Origin of the sequence: Vibrio sp. AIC-3, assembly GCF_013114515.1 — a bacterium.
GTDB classification, from domain to species: domain Bacteria; phylum Pseudomonadota; class Gammaproteobacteria; order Enterobacterales; family Vibrionaceae; genus Vibrio; species Vibrio crassostreae_C.
Genome location: NZ_VTXG01000010.1, coordinates 1 through 19,323, shown reverse-complemented (window position 1 = coordinate 19,323; position 19,323 = coordinate 1). Strand labels below are relative to the sequence as shown.

Sequence of the window (19,323 nt, the reverse complement as noted above, 5' to 3'; positions counted from 1 at the left end):
CCCTTCTTTGTATTTTTGAATTCAATTCACTCTAAAACATAAATGCCCCATCTGGCAAAGGTTTGTCGTCGATCTTTAGCTCTAATGCCGTAGTTTTAGCCATAATATGAGTAATAACTCACAATTTGTTACTGATTTTATTAAGCAAGCCCTTGTTTAAAAGGGGCTGAGAGCAAAATTAATGATGACCTAGCCACTACTTTTTCACTATAATCCACGCTGAATCGCTGCTAAAGCGTACAATTTAATTTAAGGGCAAACATGCTGCTGCTATCTATTTACGTCTCCATTGCTATTGGAGTTTCTTTCATTTGTTCTGTTTTGGAAGCTGTACTTTTGAGTATTAGTCCGAGCTACATTGCTCAACTAAAACAAAATGGGCACCCTGCAGCAGAGTCTTTAGACAAACTGAAAACAGATATTGACCGCCCGCTTGCGTCAATTTTAACGCTCAACACCATCGCCCATACTATCGGTGCTGCGACAGCAGGTGCACAAGCGGCTGTCGTTTTTGGTAGCCAATGGTTAGGTGTCTTCTCTGCCGTGCTAACGCTAGGTATCTTGGTATTATCTGAGATTGTTCCAAAAACCATTGGTGCAACCTACTGGCGTCAACTTGCTCCTGCTTCGGCAAGCGTGCTTCGTTGGATGGTGTTCTTCCTAACACCGTTTGTATGGTTCTCAGAACAGATCACCAAACGTCTTGCTCGTGGCCACCAAGCACCAAAAATGCGTGATGAGCTATCTGCAATGGCGATTTTGGCAAAAGAGAGCGGTGAATTTGCAGAAGGCGAGTCAAAAATCCTGAGCAACCTACTGGGTATTCAAGATGTACCCGTGACTCAGGTAATGACGCCGCGCCCAGTGGTATTCCGTGTTGATGCGGAAATGAGTGTGAATACGTTCCTAGAACAACATAAAGACACGCCATTCTCACGTCCGCTGGTTTACAGCGAGCAGAGTGACAACATCATCGGTTTTGTTCACCGCTTAGAGCTGTTTAGATTGCAGCAAGCCGGTTGTGGTGAGAAAGCTTTGGGTGAAGTAATGCGCCCTATCCACGTGTTGCTGAACAACATGGGCTTGGCTAAGGCCTTTGACCAGATGATGGCAAACCGCCTGCAACTGTCTTTAGTTGTGGACGAATACGGCACTATTCAGGGCATCATCACCCTAGAAGACATCTTTGAGCACCTAGTGGGCGAAGAGATTGTCGACGAAGCGGATAAGACGACTGACATGCAAGAACTGGCGTTCCAACGCTGGGAGAAGTGGAAAGAGACACACGGTGTTATCGAAAACCGCGATGACGAGGACGAGGAAGAAACTCCAGCAGACAACGACTCTTCAGATGCAAAATCAACGAATGACGACGACGCATCAAAAGATAAGGCATCAAAAGACAAAGTGTAGAACGAAGACAAAAAAGACGCTTAATCTCAATTTGATACCGTCAGATACCACAAAGGCTCCCTAGGGAGCCTTTGTTTTTATTCGTACCTTGGTGCAATTGCGAATTATAGCGCAACACCAATGTTACTGACTGGGTCTTCACGCAGTTCGTGGCGTAGGTCTTTGATCAGCTCTAAGTCACGCTCAGTCGTTTCACGTAGAGGTCGGAAAATGGCCCACTGAACGTCCCACTCTTCACACACCGCTTCGTTTTCTTTCTGGTTTTCGTTCGTCACTTCTTCAGCGCCTTGAGCAAACTCAAGCTCAGCAACCGTCTTCACCGATTGTTGACTCACTTTAATTACCGCTTCCAACATATGTTCACGGTCAAGCAGACCATGAATTAGCGTTGCTAGGCCTTGGCATGCGTCCATTGCTGGATAAACACCATAAAAATCAAAATCATCACCGCTAGGGAATAGCTCTTCAACCTTCTCAAGTTGACGCTCAAAGTTCACCTTTGCTGTTTTAACCGTCAGGATTTCCCAAATGCTATCCAAAACATCACGATAGATTCGAGCTTCCGCAAATTCTGTATTCTCACAAAACATGGCATAGTTAGGGTACATACGCTCACATAGACACGCCATAAAGGTAATTTGTTGCCAAGGTTCTAACTTTTCAAGACGAACCTGCAGTGGATTCTGAAGCATAGTCACTCAATAATTGCAGAAAAAGACAGCGAAAGTGTACTTGATAAACCCTGGGGGGAAAAGGTAAGCCGATGAACAATTTTACGAATAAGCTCTATATTCTTACTGAGCATGACGATACCTATACGCAACTGATTCTAAACCAGGATTTACCCGACCTAGAAATCACTCAAAACCCCAAATCAGCACAGATTGTCTTGGCGTCACCACCTCTAATCGCAGAGCGCCTCGGCGAGCTTAAAGAGCTAGACTGGGTACAGAGTACCTATGCCGGAATCAATAAACTCACTCAGCCAGATCTGCGTCAGGACTATACGCTAACCAACGTCAAAGGCATCTTTGGTCCGGCTATCGCAGAATACGTATTGGGTTACACAATCAGTCACTGTAGACACTTCCCTCATTACCACCAGCATCAACAACAACGAAACTGGCAGCCACAGCTTTATACTAGCCTAACTGACAAAACTATGGTGATTTTAGGAACAGGTTCAATCGGCAGTCATTTGGCAAAAACCGCGGCGGCTTTTGGTATTCATACCATAGGTGTCAACCGTACCGGCATCCCATCCAAACAAGAAACCTTTAAAGAGACTTTCCACATCAATGAGATAGAGGCTGCCCTTAAGCAGGCCGATATTGTGGTCAACACCTTGCCATCAACCGCTGAAACCTATCAGCTGTTGAACCAAACCACGTTAGGTTACTGCTCTAATGTGTTGCTGTTTAATGTCGGTCGAGGGGAAAGTATCGACAATAAAGCCTTGTTGCTCGCCATAAAAAACAGATGGGTAGAACACGCATTTTTAGATGTGTTTGAAAGTGAACCCCTCTCTCAGGAACATCCTTTCTGGAAACTACCGCAAGTCACCATCACTCCACACATCGCTGCACTCAGTGAGCCAAGACAAGTAGTCGAGATCTTCGCAGAGAATTACAAACAGTGGCGAGATGGCTTTACACTTAATCATGTCATCGATTTTGATAAAGGTTACTGATGTCCTCTTCGTTACTTAAAGAGATTCGACAATGCCGAGCTTGTGAGCCTCACCTATCACACGGTGCCAACCCGGTGATTCAAGCGCATCCAAACGCGCGCTTGCTGATCATAGGTCAAGCGCCGGGTATCAAGGTGCATGAGTCGTCCATCCCTTGGAATGACGCCAGTGGCGAACGATTAAGAGGATGGTTAGGGATAGATAGCGATACTTTTTACGACGAGCAAAAAGTCGCGATTGTGCCTATGGGGTTTTGTTATCCGGGGAAAGGGAAAAGTGGTGATCTCCCACCACGCAAAGAGTGCGCGGAGCTTTGGCACAACAAAGTGCTGCAATCTCTACCCAATGTTCAAATGACACTGCTGATTGGCCAGTACGCACAAAACCATTACCTAACAAACAAAACCACCAGCACATTGACCGAAACCGTGCGTGATTGGCAAAGGTGGGCGCCTGAGTTTTTGCCATTACCCCACCCTTCGCCACGCAATAATATCTGGTTCAAGAAGAACCCTTGGTTTGAAAATGAAGTCATTCCTTATATCAGGAAACACATCTCAGAGCATTTGGCCTACCATGATCCAAATGCCTGATTAACTGCACACAATAAGATTAAACCGCCATCAAATGCCAATTTCAGACAATAAAAAAGCGCTGTTGGTTTCCCAACAGCGCTTTCAATAATCTTACTCAGAATTACTTGTGGTAAGGCTTAGACAATTCGTGAACAGCGTCAACGAATACACCAGCGTTCTCTGGCGGTACATCTAAGTGGATACCGTGGCCTAGGTTAAATACATGACCTGTACCACCGTCGCCGAAGCCTTCAAGGATGCTGCCCACTTCTTCGCGAATACGTTCAGGCTGAGCGTAAAGCATTGAAGGATCCATGTTACCTTGCAGAGCAACTTTGTCGCCGATGCGAGCTTTTGCATCTGCGATGTTGATTGTCCAGTCTAGACCAACCGCATCACAACCTGTTGCTGCGATAGACTCAAGCCACATGCCACCGTTCTTAGTGAACAGAGTAACCGGTACACGGCGACCTTCGTTTTCACGGATTAGGCCATCAACGATTTTGTGCATGTATTGCAGTGAGAATAGGTTGTAGTCACGAGGAGTCAGTACACCACCCCATGTATCAAATACCATTACCGATTGAGCACCCGCTTTAATTTGCGCGTTCAAGTATTCGATAACACTGTCAGCCAGCTTGTCTAGAAGCAGGTGCAGCGTTTGTGGTTCTGCGTACATCATCTTCTTGATCTTAGTGAATGCTTTAGAGCTTCCACCTTCAACCATGTATGTCGCTAGAGTCCATGGGCTACCAGAGAAACCAATCAGTGGCACTTCGCCTTTCAGGTCTTTACGGATCTGACGAACGGCATTCATTACGTATTGAAGCTCACCTTCTGGATCTGGTAGGCCAATCTTCTCTACGTCAGCTTTACACGTGATAGGACGCTCAAACTTAGGACCTTCACCTGTTTCAAAGTACAAACCTAAGCCCATTGCATCAGGGATAGTTAGGATGTCTGAGAACAAGATTGCCGCATCAAGCGGGAAACGACGTAAAGGTTGAAGTGTTACTTCTGATGCCAGTTCAGCGTTTTTGCACAAAGACATGAAATCGCCCGCTTCAGCGCGCGTTGCTTTGTACTCAGGAAGATAGCGGCCAGCTTGGCGCATCATCCATACCGGTGTGTAATCAACAGGCTGTTTTAAAAGTGCGCGTAAATAGCGATCGTTTTTTAATTCGGTCATTCCGTTAAATTCCAATTCAATCTTGTCTAGTTTTGATGGCAAGTATTCTAACACTGATTGAAGGGTAAAAGCTGTGTGCTTTGCAACCTAGATCAAGTTATTAACTTTTAAATCAATGCTTAATTTGCACCCAACTACGGGAGCATGTTAAAAATTTGTTCGCTAGCGAAAATTACAATTATAACATCTGAGTAGTCACTACTCAGCATCTCATAACGACATCTTACTTACCCCCTCCACTTGTGGAGGGTTTTTTTAGCTTTTGACCACCCATAGGCCAAATACTATCACAGGCAAATTAGTGCTCTAGCATCTGCTCCGTCACACCATCTTTCATCACGTCATCAACGGTTTTCTCAATCAGCTGTCTCGCAATGGTTCCAACAGGAGCAACATCAGGTAGGCTTGTTACGTCAAACCATTGAGCATCCGATAGCTCGCTGTAGTCAGGCTTAAGCGTACCACCAGCATAATCTGCGAGAAAGCCCATCATCATACTCGATGGAAACGCCCATGGCTGGCTGCCAAAATAACGAATATTATCGACATCGATACCCGTTTCTTCTTTGACTTCTCTTGCCACACACTGCTCTAAGGTCTCTCCAACCTCTAGGAAGCCCGCTATCACGGTATACATGCCTGTTTTATGTCTTGGGTGCTGCGCAAGCAATATCTTGTTGTCGTTTCGCACAGCGACAATGATGCACGGGAAGATACGAGGATAATGAAGTGTGCGGCAATCTCCACACTGCATCGCCACCTGGTTATGGTTGAGATGATTTCGACCACCACACTGAGGGCAAAAACGCATACTTTGAGTCATATGCCCATATTGGATGGCTTTGCTTGCAGTCAAGAAACTCACTTCAGGCCAGTGCAGTAACTCTCTTAGGCTGACCATGCTCAGCTCATTCTCCACATCACAATCGTTGAGCCAATACACCTTGCGACCTTGATGCTGACCAATACAGATTGCATGCTCCACACTCAGCCCAAGCTCTTCAGCAGAGCCAAACGGAAACTGATCATTATTAACCCAAATATCACTACCAGAAATGACGCACCAATAAGCTTGCTCTGTCATTTTGTTATCACTTTTTTTTAACATCCCTATGCCTCATTGCTTGCAGTTCGTTCATTTTACTGGCAATCTAATTTCATACTAGAGTTGTAGCAGAGAATAATTCAAACTATTACTTTTAGTAGCTACCAATAAAATGGACCCTGCTTAGGCAATTACTTGATCACAAGGTTGTGATCAGATCATGAGGACATGGTCATGCTAAATAAATTCAAACAAGTACAAGAACAATGGGGTGGCTCTAATGAGGTCATCGATCATTGGCTCGAAACTCGACAGTCTCTAATCGTTGAGTATTGTAAGCTAGGTGCCTTGCAGCCAGCTAGCAACGGGCAATCAAACGTTGTTGAACTCCCTTCCCCTAAAGAAATAAGCTCATTCTGTGATCATGTTGTCGATTATATCTCAGAGGGTCATTTTAAGATCTACGATATGGTCATGAAAAAATGGCAAGCAACAGGCTTTAAAACCAATGACGAGATTGATACAACTTACGCGAAGATCGTACTTACAACCGAGCCGCTTCTAGAATTCAATGATAAGTACGTTAAAGTAAATGCAGACGATGAGTTGCCTAACTTCGAAGGAGATATGTCCAAAGTAGGTGAACTACTCGAACTACGTTTTGAAGTAGAAGATAATCTTATCCAGCTTATTGCAGACAGTTTAGCGATTCCACCAGGCGCTTAGTTAGCCGAATCCTTAACAAGCTTGCCTCTGTGCAAGCTTTTTGTTTTGTCTGTAAGGTTATCCAAACTACCCAGAACCTTTCAGACAGAGCTTACTCGCTCGCCCTGACCTTTAGCCATAAGCATATGGTTACAGCCCTAATCAGCCTAGTCATCTCTACCCTTTATCTTACTGGCCTCAAAGAGCACTCTTCAGGACATAAATCCAACCTCACCAGCTAGATAAGCACACCTATCACTTTATAAGTCATAGCTAAATACCAATACGCCAGATACAAAAAAGGCACCCGAAGGTGCCTTTTTCTTATCTCTTAGAGACTACTCGTAGAGCTTACTCTTCTGAAGAGAAACCAGCGTTTAGAAGTGCTGCTAGATTGTCAGTAGCTTGTTCAGCTGAAGGACCTTCTTGCTCTTCTTCACGTTGTTTTTGACGCTCTTGGTGGTATGCGAAACCAGTACCAGCTGGGATCAGACGACCAACAATTACGTTCTCTTTCAGACCGCGAAGGTCATCACGCTTACCAGAAACCGCAGCTTCTGTTAGTACGCGAGTCGTTTCTTGGAACGATGCAGCTGAGATGAATGACTCAGTTGCAAGAGATGCTTTAGTAATACCTAGTAGATCACGTTCGAAACGTACTAGTTCTTTACCTTCAGCTTCTAGCTTACGGTTAGCAATCTTAACATTGTGGTACTCAACTTGTTCGCCAGGTAGGAACGGAGAGTCACCAGAATGAGTGATTGTACACTTACGTAGCATTTGACGAACGATAGTCTCGATGTGCTTATCGTTAATCTTTACGCCTTGTAAGCGGTAAACTTCTTGAACTTCGTTCGCGATGTACTGAGTTACTGCGTGGATACCACGTAGACGCAGGATATCGTGTGGAGTTTCAGGACCGTCGGCGATTACATCACCACGTTCAATCTTCTCACCTTCGAACACGTTCAATTGACGATGCTTAGGAATCATCTCTTCGTAAGCGTCACCGCCTTCACGAGTGATTACTAGACGACGCTTACCTTTCGTTTCTTTACCGAAAGACACAGTACCTGTGTGCTCAGCAAGGATCGCAGGCTCTTTAGGCTTACGAGCTTCGAATAGGTCAGCTACGCGTGGTAGACCACCGGTGATATCTTTGTTTCCGCTCGATTTTTGAGGGATACGAGATAGTGTGTCACCGATGCCAACTTCAGCGCCATCTTCGATGTTTACAATCGCTTTGCCAGGTAGGAAGTAGTGAGCTGGCATATCAGTACCAGGGATCATTACGTCGTTACCTTGCTCATCAACAAGTTTGATAGCTGGACGCATATCTTTACCTGCTGCTGGGCGAGCTGCTGCGTCTGTAACTTCACTTGAAGAAAGACCCGTTAGATCGTCAGTTTGACGAGAAACTGTAATACCATCGATCATATCTACGAATTGGATACGACCTGCCACTTCAGTGATGATTGGCATGGTATGCGCTTCCCAGTTAGCTACAACTTCACCAGCAGTAACTGCTGCGTTGTCGCCTTTGGTTAGCATCGAACCGTAAGGAAGTTTGTGCTTCTCTTTAGTACGGCCGAATTCATCAATAATCGTCATCTCAGATGCACGAGAAGTGATAACCAGTTTCTTATCTTTGTTAACTACGAACTTAGCATTGTGAAGTTTCACAGTACCAGTTGTCTTAGCTTGGATGCTGTTCTCTGCTGCTGCAGTAGATGCCGCACCACCGATGTGGAACGTACGCATCGTTAGCTGTGTACCCGGTTCACCGATAGATTGTGCAGCGATAACACCAACTGCTTCACCTTGGTTCACTAGGTGACCACGTGCTAGGTCACGACCGTAACACTGTGCACAACAACCGAAGTCTGCATCACAGGTAACAACAGAGCGCACTTTCATGCTATCTACTGAGTTGTCTTCCATGATTTGACACCACTTCTCATCAATCAGAGTATTACGTGGAATCAGTACATCTTCAGTACCAGGCTTAAGAACGTCTTCAGCTACTACACGACCTAGAGCAAGCTCAGAAAGTGCAACTTTAACGTCACCACCTTCGATGTGAGGCATCATGTCGATACCTTCATGCGTGCCACAGTCATGTTCGTGTACTACAACGTCTTGAGCAACGTCTACTAGACGACGAGTTAGGTAACCCGAGTTTGCTGTTTTCAGTGCTGTATCCGCAAGACCCTTACGAGCACCGTGCGTTGAGATAAAGTACTGAAGGACGTTTAGACCTTCTTTAAAGTTCGCTGTGATCGGCGTTTCGATGATTGAACCATCTGGACGCGCCATCAGACCACGCATACCTGCTAGCTGACGAATCTGAGCTGCAGAACCACGTGCGCCCGAGTCGGCCATCATGTAGATGCTGTTGAACGATTCTTGCTGTTCTTCTTCGCCGTCACGGTTGATAACTGTTTCAGAAGATAGGTTATCCATCATTGCTTTCGCAACGCGGTCATTCGTAGATGCCCAGATATCGATAACTTTGTTGTAACGCTCACCCGCAGTAACAAGACCAGATTGGAATTGCTCTTGGATTTCGCGAACTTCTTCTTCAGCAGATTCAATTTCATCGTATTTCGCTTGAGGTACAACCATATCGTCGATACCTACAGAAACACCAGAAAGTGCAGCGTATGCAAAACCTGCGTACATGATTTGGTCAGCAAATACTACTGTATCTTTTAGACCAAGCTTACGGTAACACTCGTTAAGAAGAGTAGAGATCTGCTTCTTACCTAACTTTTGGTTAACGATGCTGTACGGTAGGCCAGCTGGAACGATTTGCCATAGCATTGCACGGCCGACAGTTGTATCAACCATCTTCGTTTCAGTAGTGCTGTTACCATCTTCGTCTACTACAGTCTCGGTGATACGTACTTTAACGCGAGCGTGTAGCTCAGCAGTCTTAGTACGGTATGCCTTTTCAGCCTCAGCAGGGCCAGCAAGGTACATACCTTCGCCTTTCACGTTGATCTTGTCACGTGTCATGTAGTAAAGACCCAATACAACGTCCTGAGAAGGTACGATGATCGGATCACCTGACGCTGGCGACAGAATGTTATTCGTCGACATCATCAGTGTACGTGCTTCAAGCTGTGCTTCTAGAGTTAGAGGCACGTGTACCGCCATTTGGTCACCATCGAAGTCGGCGTTGTATGCCGCACACACTAGTGGGTGAAGCTGAATCGCTTTACCTTCGATTAGTACTGGTTCAAACGCTTGGATACCTAGACGGTGAAGTGTAGGTGCACGGTTAAGCAGTACTGGGTGTTCGCGGATTACTTCGTCCAGGATATCCCAAACGATAGCTTCTTCGCGCTCTACCATCTTCTTAGCAGCTTTGATTGTCGTAGCCATGCCACGAGTTTCTAGCTTGCTGTAGATGAACGGCTTAAATAGCTCAAGTGCCATCTTCTTAGGAAGACCACACTGATGTAGACGAAGGTATGGACCTACTGTGATTACAGAACGGCCAGAGTAGTCTACACGTTTACCTAGAAGGTTCTGACGGAAACGACCTTGTTTACCCTTGATCATATCAGCAAGAGATTTCAGAGGACGCTTGTTAGAACCAGTGATAGCACGACCACGACGACCGTTATCTAGAAGTGCATCAACAGACTCTTGCAGCATACGCTTTTCGTTACGTACGATGATGTCCGGAGCAGCTAGCTCTAGAAGGCGCTTCAAACGGTTGTTACGGTTGATCACACGACGGTAAAGGTCGTTCAGATCTGAAGTCGCAAAACGACCGCCATCTAGTGGTACTAGAGGACGTAGATCTGGCGGCAGAACCGGAAGTACAGTCAGAATCATCCATTGCGGATCGTTACCCGATGCAATGAACGCTTCAACTAGCTTCAGGCGCTTAGTAACTTTTTTACGCTTAGTTTCTGAGTTAGTCGTTTCTAACTCTTCGCGCATTTCTTCCACTTCTTGATGAAGGTCCATTGTTGCAAGCAGATCTTTGATCGCTTCAGCACCCATCTTAGCAGTAAATTCGTCACCCCACTCTTCTAGACGATCCAGATACTCTTCTTCAGTAAGCATCTGAGATTTTTCTAGATCAGTCATACCTGGTTCAGTTACTACGTACATCTCGAAGTAAAGAACACGTTCGATATCACGTAGAGGGATATCCATTAGTAGACCGATACGAGACGGCAGTGATTTTAGGAACCAGATGTGAGCAACTGGTGAAGCTAGCTCGATGTGGCCCATGCGGTCACGACGAACTTTAGTTTGTGTAACTTCAACGCCACACTTCTCACAGATAACACCACGGTGCTTCAGGCGCTTGTATTTGCCACAAAGACATTCGTAGTCTTTAACTGGACCAAAAATACGTGCACAGAACAGACCATCACGTTCAGGTTTGAACGTACGATAGTTAATTGTTTCCGGCTTTTTAACTTCACCAAAAGACCATGAACGGATCATGTCTGGTGAAGATAGACCGATTTTGATTGCATCAAATTCTTCGGTCTTATGCTGTGCTTTTAGAAAGTTTAATAAGTCTTTCACATTCAGCTCCTGTAAGGAGTTAAAGGAGCTCACTGCTGTAGCAAGCTCCCTTTTACCAAATAATCCTATCTTCTTTTAAAAAGAAGGAGGGATTACTCTTCGTCTTCTAGCTCGATGTTGATACCTAGCGAGCGAATCTCTTTCAACAGTACGTTGAACGACTCAGGCATACCAGGTTCCATGCTATGGTTACCGTCTACGATGTTCTTATACATCTTAGTACGGCCGTTAACGTCATCTGACTTAACTGTTAGCATTTCTTGTAGAGTATATGCAGCACCGTATGCTTCTAGTGCCCATACTTCCATCTCACCGAAACGCTGACCACCGAACTGAGCTTTACCACCAAGTGGTTGCTGAGTTACTAGGCTGTAAGAACCAGTTGAACGAGCATGCATCTTGTCATCAACCAAGTGGTTCAGTTTCAGCATGTACATGTAACCAACAGTTACAGGACGCTCAAACGAATCACCAGTACGACCATCAAACAGTTTAAGCTGACCAGATTCTGGCAGATCACCCAGTTTAAGTAGTTCTTTGATTAGAGACTCAGAAGCACCGTCGAACACAGGAGTAGCAATCGGTAGACCGCCACGTAGGTTCTTGATCAGTGTACGAACTTGATCATCAGACAGTTCAGCAATATCAACTTTCTGACGAGTATCACCAAGATCGTAAACCTTCTGTAGGAACTCACGGAACTTATGCAGTTCTTGTTGTTCCTTAACCATTTGGTTGATCTTGTCACCGATACCTTTCGCAGCCAAACCTAAGTGAACTTCTAGGATCTGACCGATGTTCATACGCGATGGTACACCCAGCGGGTTAAGTACGATGTCTACAGGCTGACCTTTCTCATCGTATGGCATGTCTTCAACAGGGTTAATCTTAGAGATTACACCTTTGTTACCGTGACGACCGGCCATCTTATCACCAGGCTGGATACGACGTTTAACCGCTAGGTAAACTTTAACAATCTTAAGAACGCCAGGCGCTAGATCATCACCTTGAGTGATTTTACGACGCTTAGTTTCAAACTTCTTATCGAAGTCTGCTTTTAGCTCATCCCACTGCTCAGCAAGTTGCTCAAGCTGTGTTTGTAGCGCATCGTCTTCTAGAACTTGCTCTAGCCATTGCTTACGACCGATAGTATCAAGCTTAGCTTCAGAGTAACCACCAGACAGAAGTACAGCTTTAACACGGTTAAGAAGGCCACCCTCAAGAATTTGGAACTCTTCAGTTAGGTCTTTCTTAGCTTCTTTAAGCTGCATCTGTTCGATTTCAAGTGCACGCTTGTCTTTCTCTACGCCATCGCGAGTGAAGACTTGTACATCGATGATAGTACCCGAAACAGAGTTTGGTACACGTAGAGAAGTATCTTTAACATCAGATGCTTTCTCACCGAAGATAGCACGTAGCAGCTTCTCTTCAGGAGTCAGTTGAGTTTCACCTTTAGGGGTTACTTTACCAACTAGGATGTCGCCACCCTTAACTTCAGCACCAATGTAAACGATACCTGACTCGTCTAGTTTAGACAGAGCAGACTCACCTACGTTTGGAATATCAGCTGTGATCTCTTCAGAACCCAGCTTAGTATCACGAGCCACACAAGATAGTTCTTGGATGTGGATTGTCGTGAAACGGTCTTCTTGAACTACGCGCTCAGATACTAAGATCGAGTCTTCGAAGTTGTAACCGTTCCAAGGCATGAATGCGATACGCATGTTTTGGCCAAGAGCTAGTTCACCAAGGTCTGTTGAAGGACCATCAGCAAGAACATCGCCACGTGCAACTGGTTCACCAGGAAGTACAGTTGGACGTTGGTTAATACATGTGTTTTGGTTCGAACGCGTGTACTTAGTTAGGTTGTAGATATCGATACCAGCTTCGCCAGGTACCAATTCATCTTCGTTAACCTTAACTACGATACGAGAAGCGTCTACAGACTGAACTTGACCACCACGTTTAGCAACCGCTGTAACACCAGAGTCAACTGCGATGTTACGTTCGATACCAGTACCTACTAGAGGCTTATCAGCCTTAAGTGTTGGTACAGCTTGACGTTGCATGTTGGCACCCATCAATGCACGGTTCGCATCATCGTGTTCTAGGAACGGGATAAGCGAAGCAGCGATAGATACTACTTGGTTTGTCGCAACGTCCATGTAGTCAACGTGATCGCGTGGGTGAAGACCAGATTCACCTTTTTGACGAGCTGTGATTAGCTCATCTGCAAACGTACCTTCTTCAGTAAGAATGGTGTTTGCTTGCGCGATTACGAATTGACCTTCCTGGATTGCAGACAGGTAATCAACTTCTTCTGTTACTACACCATCTACTACACGACGGTACGGAGTTTCTAGGAAACCGTAATCGTTACAACGTGCAAACGCAGATAGTGAGTTAATTAGACCGATGTTTGGACCTTCAGGCGTTTCGATCGGACATAGACGACCGTAGTGAGTTACGTGAACGTCACGTACTTCGAAGCCTGCGCGCTCACGAGTAAGACCACCAGGACCTAAAGCAGAGATACGACGTTTGTGCGTAACTTCTGACAATGGGTTGTTTTGGTCCATGAACTGTGAAAGCTGTGAAGAGCCAAAGAATTCTTTAACTGCAGCAGAGATCGGCTTAGCGTTGATAAGATCTTGAGGCATGATTGCATCAAGGTCACCAAGGCTTAGGCGCTCTTTAACGGCACGTTCTACACGAACTAGACCAACACGGAATTGGTTTTCTGCCATTTCACCTACAGAACGGATACGACGGTTGCCAAGGTGGTCGATATCGTCCACTTCACCAATACCGTTACGGATACCAATCAGTTTCTTCATCACTTCGATGATGTCTGATTCATCCAGAGTACCGCGCTCTTCTTCTTCTTCACGCTCGATAGAGCTGTTGAACTTCATACGGCCTACAGTTGATAGGTCGTAACGTTCTTCAGAGAAGAATAGGCTTTCGAATAGAGACTCTGCAGCTTCTTTCGTTGGTGGCTCGCCAGGACGCATCATGCGGTAGATTTCTACCAATGCAGAGATGCGATCTACTGTGCTATCTGCACGTAGAGTGTCTGACATGAATGGACCGTGATCTAGGTCATTCGTGAACAGAGTTTGTAGAGACTTGTGACCTGCTTGAGACAGGTTAGCAAGTGCTTCTAGGCTAATCTCTTGGTTCGCGCCAACGATGATCTCGCCAGTTGCTTCATTGATGTAATCTTTAGATGCAACTTTACCAACGATGTACTCTACTGGTACTTCGATGTGCTCAACGCCATCTTTTTCAAGTTGACGGATATGACGAGCAGTAACACGACGACCAGTCTCAACGTAAGTTTTTCCGTTTGCTTCGATGTCGAATGACGCAGTTTCACCACGTAGACGATCAGGAACCAACTCCATAAGAAGAGTTTGGTCTTTAACTTCGAAGTTCACCTTGTCGAAGAACAGATCTAGGATCTCTTCAGTCGATTTACCAAGTGCACGAAGAATAATCGATGCTGGTAGCTTACGACGACGGTCGATACGTACGAATAAGTTATCCTTAGGATCGAACTCAAAGTCTAACCATGAGCCACGGTAAGGAATTACACGTGCGTTATAAAGAACTTTACCTGATGAGTGGGTCTTACCCTTATCACTGTCGAAGAACACGCCTGGGCTTCGGTGCAGCTGGGATACGATAACCCTCTCGGTACCATTAATTACGAAAGTACCATTGTCTGTCATAAGCGGAATTTCGCCCATGTAGACTTCTTGTTCTTTAATGTCTTTTACAGTACCTGCTGGTGCATCTCGATCAAAGATAACTAGACGTAGTTTTACGCGTAGTGGCTTTGAGTAAGTAACACCGCGGATTTGACATTCTTTAACGTCAAAAACTGGCTCACCAAGACGGTAGCTAACGTATTGCAGCTCAGAATTGCCGTTGTAGCTCTGAATTGGAAATACAGAACGGAAAGCAGCTTCAAGACCGTATTGACCTTCTGGATCCTGTTCGATGAATTTGTCGAAAGAATCAAGCTGGATCGATAACAGGTATGGAATGTCCAAAACTTGTGGACGAGTACCAAAATCCTTACGGATGCGCTTTTTCTCGGTATAAGAGTAAACCATGGGGTTCCTCAGCTCGCTGATAAGTGACCCAAACCACCCAAAACACTCTTCAGAGGGGGTGGTGACAAACAGCTGTTTAGTGGTAGTGAACAATCATTTCGAAAAAATGACTGTTTTTTTGCTCGGATTATGACGGTTAAACAGCGGAAATTTCGTCATAGCCCTACAGCGCAAAAAGGCCGGTGGTTAATAAACCACCAGCCATTAGCCTTGCGGCTATGAAATTAAGTAATAATTACTTGATTTCAACAGAAGCGCCAGCTTCTTCTAGCTGTGCTTTAAGAGCTTCAGCTTCAGCTTTGTCAACGCCTTCTTTAAGCGCTGCAGGAGCTGAGTCTACAAGACCTTTAGCTTCTTTAAGACCTAGGCCAGTTGCGCCACGTACAGCTTTGATAACTTGTACTTTGTTAGCGCCAGCAGCAGTTAGGATAACGTCGAATTCAGTTTGCTCAGCAGCAGCGTCGCCGCCAGCTGCGCCACCAGCTACAACTGCAGCTGCAGCTGAAACGCCGAATTTCTCTTCCATAGCTTCGATAAGCTCAACAACTTGCATTACAGACATTTCTGCAACTGCGTCTAGGATTTGCTCGTTAGTAATAGACATAACAATTCTCTTTTAAGTCAACAATAAGTTTAATTTGCAACCAGTGAAAAGCAAGGCTTAAGCCGCTGCTTCTTCTTTTTGGTCACGTAGTGCAGCGATAGTACGAACCAGCTTGCCAGCAGAAGCTTCTTTCATGCACATCATTAGGCGTGCGATAGCTTCGTCGTAAGTTGGTAGTGTCGCTAGTACTTCAGCATCAGTAACTGCGCCTTCAAATGCAGCAGCTTTGATCTCGAAATCTTTGTTCTCTTTAGCGAAGTCTTTGAAAAGACGCGCTGCAGCACCTGGGTGCTCGTTAGAGAACGCGATCAGAGTTGGACCAGTGAAAGTGTCTACTAGACACTCGTAGTCTGTACCCTGAACCGCACGGCGTGCTAGTGTGTTACGAACAACTTTCATGTAAACACCCGCTTCGCGAGCTTGTTTACGTAGAGAAGTCATTGCGCCAACTTCAACGCCACGAGAATCAGCTACAACTGCAGAAAGTGCACCACTGGCAGCTTCGTTGACTTCAGCAACAATTGCTTTTTTGTCTTGAAGATTTAAAGCCATTTGGATTAACCTCTGGTTGTGATTACAGCACCCAATACAAAATGTATTGAGCGTTTACGATGTTATTTAAAAATGAATAAATCCACTTCAAACCACAACATCGCCTACGTAGGTTTTATTAAGCTATCAATAATCTAATGAAAATCGACAGCGCCTACGGTCTTGGGATAGATGATTTCAAATTGCTTTAAAACCACCCAACCACAAATATTAGGCGCAGAAGTATACACTAAATCTGCGCCTAAGCAAATTAGTTTGCTTGAGTATCAAGACTAGCTTGATCAACAGCAACACCAGCACCCATCGTAGTAGAGATGCTTACTTTCTTCAGGTAAGAACCCTTAGCTGAAGAAGGCTTAGCTTTCTTAAGAGCAACTAGAAGTGCTTCTAGGTTCTCTTGAAGCTGGTTAGCTTCGAAAGATGCTTTACCGATAGTAGTGTGGATGATGCCGTTCTTGTCGTTACGGTAACGAACCTGACCAGCTTTAGCGTTCTTAACCGCTTCAGCAACGTTAGGAGTTACAGTACCAACTTTAGGGTTTGGCATAAGGCCGCGTGGACCTAGGATTGTACCTAGTTGACCAACAACACGCATTGCATCTGGAGAAGCAACAACTACGTCGAAGTTCATTTCGCCTTTTTTCACTTGCTCAGCAAGATCTTCCATACCAACGATATCTGCGCCAGCAGCTTTAGCAGCTTCTGCGTTTGCACCTTGAGTGAAAACAGCAACGCGGATGTCACGGCCAGTACCGTGAGGTAGCACTGTTGCGCCACGAACGTTTTGGTCAGATTTACGAGCATCGATGCCTAGGTTAACAGCAACATCTACAGACTCAACGAATTTAGCAGTCGCTAGTTCTTTAAGAAGAGCAACAGCTTCGCTGATTTCGTATTCTTTAGTTGAGTCAACTTTGTCGCGGATTACGCGCATACGCTTAGTAAGTTTAGCCATGATCTTATCCCTCTACCACTAGGCCCATTGAACGAGCAGTACCAGCAATAGAACGTTTCATTGCTTCGATGTCAGCACCAGTCATATCAGCAGCTTTAGTTTCTGCGATTTCCTGAACTTGAGCGTCAGTAACAGTACCAACTTTCTCAGTGTTTGGACGACCTGAACCAGACTTAACGCCAGCAGCTTTCTTAAGAAGAACAGCAGCAGGTGGAGTCTTAGTTACGAACGTGAAAGAACGGTCGTTGTAAACAGTAATAACTACTGGAGTAGGTAGACCTTTCTCAACAGATTCTGTTTTTGCGTTGAACGCTTTACAGAATTCCATGATGTTCACGCCGTGTTGACCTAGAGCAGGACCAACCGGTGGACTTGGGTTTGCCATACCAGCTGCAACTTGCAGTTTGATATAAGCTTCAACTTTCTTAGCCATGATATTTCCTAATATTTTGGGTACATGCGCTAGCCGCAAGGCGAGCTCCCCATAAATTCAATTAACTCTTTTTCACTTCCACAGAAGCAAAAAGGCGCGAAATTATAATCATAATTCGCGCCTTTAACAACCCTAAAAAGGTGATTTTTTATACTCTTTTATTTTGAACAACTTATGAAGTATTTATCCACAGCTTGTTCAAAACTTAGAGTTTTAGTCCAGTTTTTCAACCTGACCAAATTCAAGCTCAACCGGTGTTGCACGACCAAAGATCGATACAGATACCTTAATGCGGCTTTTCTCGTAATCTACTTCTTCAACAGTACCGTTGAAGTCAGCAAATGGACCATCGTTCACACGAACCACTTCACCCGCTTCGAACATTGTCTTAGGACGTGGAGACTCGCTCGCTTTCTCTAGACGGTTCAAGATAGCATCAGCTTCTTTATCAGTGATTGGTGCAGGACGATCAGAGGTACCACCAATGAAGCCCATAACACGCGGAATGCTGCGTACTAAGTGCCATGATTCATCATTCATGATCATTTGAACTAATACGTAGCCAGGGAAGAATTTACGTTCACTTTTACGGCGTTGGCCTGCACGCATTTCCACTACTTCTTCAGTAGGTACTAGCACATCGCCAAATAGTTCTTCCATGTTGTGCATTTTAATATGCTCGCGTAGCGACTGTGCAACACGACCTTCAAAGCCAGAAAAGGCTTGAACTACATACCAACGTTTTTTTGGAGCTTCACTCATGAATCAGAACCCTCTACACCCCAGTTGCTAGAGAAACTAGACGGACCATAATGCCGTCAATTCCCCAAAGCACTAGAGACATAACAATACATACAGCTAAAACGATCAATGTAGTTTGCATAGTTTCTTGGCGAGTAGGCCAAACAACTTTACGAATCTCCATACGAGATTCTTTTGCAAAATCGATCGCAGCTTTACCTTTAGTTGTTGTTGCTGCAACGCCTAGTGCGGCAGCAATCAGCACAACTACACCTGCAGCGCGAATTACAACAGACAATTCACCATACAGGTAATTACCCACAACAGCAGCAGCCAACAGAACAAAAGCGACAATCCACTTCATTGTATCTGCTGCACCTGAGCTATCAGGAGTTTCAGCGTTTGCTTTCATAAAACCAACCTGTGATAAGTCTTAAATATAGACGACAATAACCCCGCTGTTGCAGGGCACATTCCTTTGCGTTGCAAAACAACACATCTAACAGTCATTTTAGTCAAAAAGACCGTTTAATTCTTTGCTAAGAGCAAAAATCGATGTCAAAACATCCAACTCTTTTTTTAGCGCAGAAAAAGGGCATCAAATGATGCCCTTTTTACTAGTGGTTCGTCAAATCTTATGCAAAGATTTTAGCTACAACACCAGCACCAACTGTACGGCCACCTTCGCGGATTGCGAAACGTAGACCTTCGTCCATTGCGATTGGAGCGATTAGCTCAACAGTCAT

15 protein-coding genes and 1 pseudogene are annotated in these 19,323 nt (G+C 45.0%); 4 read left to right on the top strand and 12 right to left on the bottom strand.

The window, feature by feature from the left end; translation table 11 throughout:
- Positions 1 to 261 precede the first annotated feature (261 nt).
- The gene (locus F0229_RS09210; protein WP_017062700.1) at positions 262 to 1,413 is read left to right on the top strand and encodes a CNNM domain-containing protein; all 1,152 of its coding nucleotides are present in this window, start codon (positions 262 to 264) and stop codon (positions 1,411 to 1,413) included.
- Between the two features lie 104 nt (positions 1,414 to 1,517).
- Here the strand turns inward: F0229_RS09210 and F0229_RS09205 are convergent, their stop codons facing one another.
- Positions 1,518 to 2,105, bottom strand: a complete 588-nt coding sequence (locus F0229_RS09205) for a YjaG family protein (protein ID WP_017062699.1) — start codon at positions 2,103 to 2,105, stop codon at positions 1,518 to 1,520.
- Between the two features lie 71 nt (positions 2,106 to 2,176).
- On the opposite strand from F0229_RS09205, the gene F0229_RS09200 reads away from it, so the two are divergent.
- On the top strand, positions 2,177 to 3,103 hold the full coding sequence (locus F0229_RS09200; RefSeq protein WP_171732699.1) for a D-2-hydroxyacid dehydrogenase: 927 nt from the start codon (positions 2,177 to 2,179) through the stop codon (positions 3,101 to 3,103).
- Positions 3,103 to 3,696, top strand: coding sequence for a uracil-DNA glycosylase family protein (locus tag F0229_RS09195; RefSeq protein WP_171732698.1), 594 nt, complete (start codon positions 3,103 to 3,105; stop codon positions 3,694 to 3,696). Before F0229_RS09200 ends, F0229_RS09195 begins: the two co-directional genes overlap by 1 nt.
- 103 nt (positions 3,697 to 3,799) lie before the next feature.
- Here the strand turns inward: F0229_RS09195 and hemE are convergent, their stop codons facing one another.
- Both hemE and nudC read right to left on the bottom strand, forming a co-directional pair.
- Positions 3,800 to 4,867 (bottom strand): uroporphyrinogen decarboxylase, encoded by a 1,068-nt coding sequence (gene hemE / locus F0229_RS09190; protein WP_017060530.1) that lies wholly within the window; start codon positions 4,865 to 4,867, stop codon positions 3,800 to 3,802.
- Positions 4,868 to 5,165: 298 nt separating this feature from the next.
- A complete protein-coding gene (nudC, locus tag F0229_RS09185; RefSeq protein ID WP_171732697.1) occupies positions 5,166 to 5,975 on the bottom strand; it encodes an NAD(+) diphosphatase in 810 nt (269 codons plus the stop codon).
- Positions 5,976 to 6,140: 165 nt separating this feature from the next.
- Between nudC and rsd the strand changes: the two genes are divergently transcribed.
- Positions 6,141 to 6,638, top strand: coding sequence for a sigma D regulator (gene rsd, locus F0229_RS09180; protein WP_171732696.1), 498 nt, complete (start codon positions 6,141 to 6,143; stop codon positions 6,636 to 6,638).
- A gap of 330 nt (positions 6,639 to 6,968) precedes the next feature.
- Here the strand turns inward: rsd and rpoC are convergent, their stop codons facing one another.
- The 9 genes and pseudogenes from rpoC to F0229_RS09135 all read right to left on the bottom strand — a co-directional run.
- Positions 6,969 to 11,171, bottom strand: a complete 4,203-nt coding sequence (rpoC, locus tag F0229_RS09175; protein ID WP_017060527.1) for a DNA-directed RNA polymerase subunit beta' — start codon at positions 11,169 to 11,171, stop codon at positions 6,969 to 6,971.
- 92 nt (positions 11,172 to 11,263) lie between these two features.
- Positions 11,264 to 15,292 (bottom strand): DNA-directed RNA polymerase subunit beta, encoded by a 4,029-nt coding sequence (gene rpoB / locus F0229_RS09170; RefSeq protein ID WP_017065638.1) that lies wholly within the window; start codon positions 15,290 to 15,292, stop codon positions 11,264 to 11,266.
- Positions 15,293 to 15,527: 235 nt separating this feature from the next.
- Positions 15,528 to 15,896 (bottom strand): 50S ribosomal protein L7/L12, encoded by a 369-nt coding sequence (gene rplL / locus F0229_RS09165; protein WP_017060525.1) that lies wholly within the window; start codon positions 15,894 to 15,896, stop codon positions 15,528 to 15,530.
- A 57-nt stretch (positions 15,897 to 15,953) separates the two neighbouring features.
- On the bottom strand, positions 15,954 to 16,448 hold the full coding sequence (gene rplJ / locus F0229_RS09160; RefSeq protein ID WP_017060524.1) for a 50S ribosomal protein L10: 495 nt from the start codon (positions 16,446 to 16,448) through the stop codon (positions 15,954 to 15,956).
- Between the two features lie 250 nt (positions 16,449 to 16,698).
- A complete protein-coding gene (gene rplA / locus F0229_RS09155; protein WP_017063651.1) occupies positions 16,699 to 17,403 on the bottom strand; it encodes a 50S ribosomal protein L1 in 705 nt (234 codons plus the stop codon).
- Between the two features lie 4 nt (positions 17,404 to 17,407).
- Positions 17,408 to 17,836 carry a 50S ribosomal protein L11 gene (gene rplK, locus F0229_RS09150; protein ID WP_010435555.1) on the bottom strand — a complete coding sequence of 143 codons (429 nt, stop codon included), beginning with the start codon at positions 17,834 to 17,836 and terminating at the stop codon, positions 17,408 to 17,410.
- A gap of 213 nt (positions 17,837 to 18,049) precedes the next feature.
- Positions 18,050 to 18,598 (bottom strand): transcription termination/antitermination protein NusG, encoded by a 549-nt coding sequence (gene nusG / locus F0229_RS09145; protein WP_010435556.1) that lies wholly within the window; start codon positions 18,596 to 18,598, stop codon positions 18,050 to 18,052.
- Positions 18,599 to 18,611: 13 nt separating this feature from the next.
- Positions 18,612 to 18,989: a preprotein translocase subunit SecE gene (gene secE, locus F0229_RS09140; protein WP_010435558.1), complete on the bottom strand. Its 378-nt coding sequence runs from the start codon at positions 18,987 to 18,989 to the stop codon at positions 18,612 to 18,614.
- A gap of 223 nt (positions 18,990 to 19,212) precedes the next feature.
- Positions 19,213 to 19,323: pseudogene (locus F0229_RS09135) on the bottom strand (elongation factor Tu); the annotation flags it as partial.

Bases quoted from the DNA above. Each gene is read 5' to 3' on its own strand.
- F0229_RS09210 (WP_017062700.1), top strand. From the start codon at position 262: ATGCTGCTGCTATCTATTTACGTCTCCATTGCTATTGGAGTTTCTTTC.
- F0229_RS09195 (WP_171732698.1), top strand. From the start codon at position 3,103: ATGTCCTCTTCGTTACTTAAAGAGATTCGACAATGCCGAGCTTGTGAG.
- rsd (WP_171732696.1), top strand. From the start codon at position 6,141: ATGGTCATGCTAAATAAATTCAAACAAGTACAAGAACAATGGGGTGGC.
- rpoB (WP_017065638.1), bottom strand. From the start codon at position 15,292: ATGGTTTACTCTTATACCGAGAAAAAGCGCATCCGTAAGGATTTTGGT.
- hemE (WP_017060530.1), bottom strand. From the start codon at position 4,867: ATGACCGAATTAAAAAACGATCGCTATTTACGCGCACTTTTAAAACAG.
- rplK (WP_010435555.1), bottom strand. From the start codon at position 17,836: ATGGCTAAGAAAGTTGAAGCTTATATCAAACTGCAAGTTGCAGCTGGT.
- rplL (WP_017060525.1), bottom strand. From the start codon at position 15,896: ATGTCTATTACTAACGAGCAAATCCTAGACGCAGTTGCAGAAATGTCT.
- nudC (WP_171732697.1), bottom strand. From the start codon at position 5,975: ATGTTAAAAAAAAGTGATAACAAAATGACAGAGCAAGCTTATTGGTGC.
- F0229_RS09200 (WP_171732699.1), top strand. From the start codon at position 2,177: ATGAACAATTTTACGAATAAGCTCTATATTCTTACTGAGCATGACGAT.
- nusG (WP_010435556.1), bottom strand. From the start codon at position 18,598: ATGAGTGAAGCTCCAAAAAAACGTTGGTATGTAGTTCAAGCCTTTTCT.
- rplJ (WP_017060524.1), bottom strand. From the start codon at position 16,448: ATGGCTTTAAATCTTCAAGACAAAAAAGCAATTGTTGCTGAAGTCAAC.
- rplA (WP_017063651.1), bottom strand. From the start codon at position 17,403: ATGGCTAAACTTACTAAGCGTATGCGCGTAATCCGCGACAAAGTTGAC.
- F0229_RS09205 (WP_017062699.1), bottom strand. From the start codon at position 2,105: ATGCTTCAGAATCCACTGCAGGTTCGTCTTGAAAAGTTAGAACCTTGG.
- secE (WP_010435558.1), bottom strand. From the start codon at position 18,989: ATGAAAGCAAACGCTGAAACTCCTGATAGCTCAGGTGCAGCAGATACA.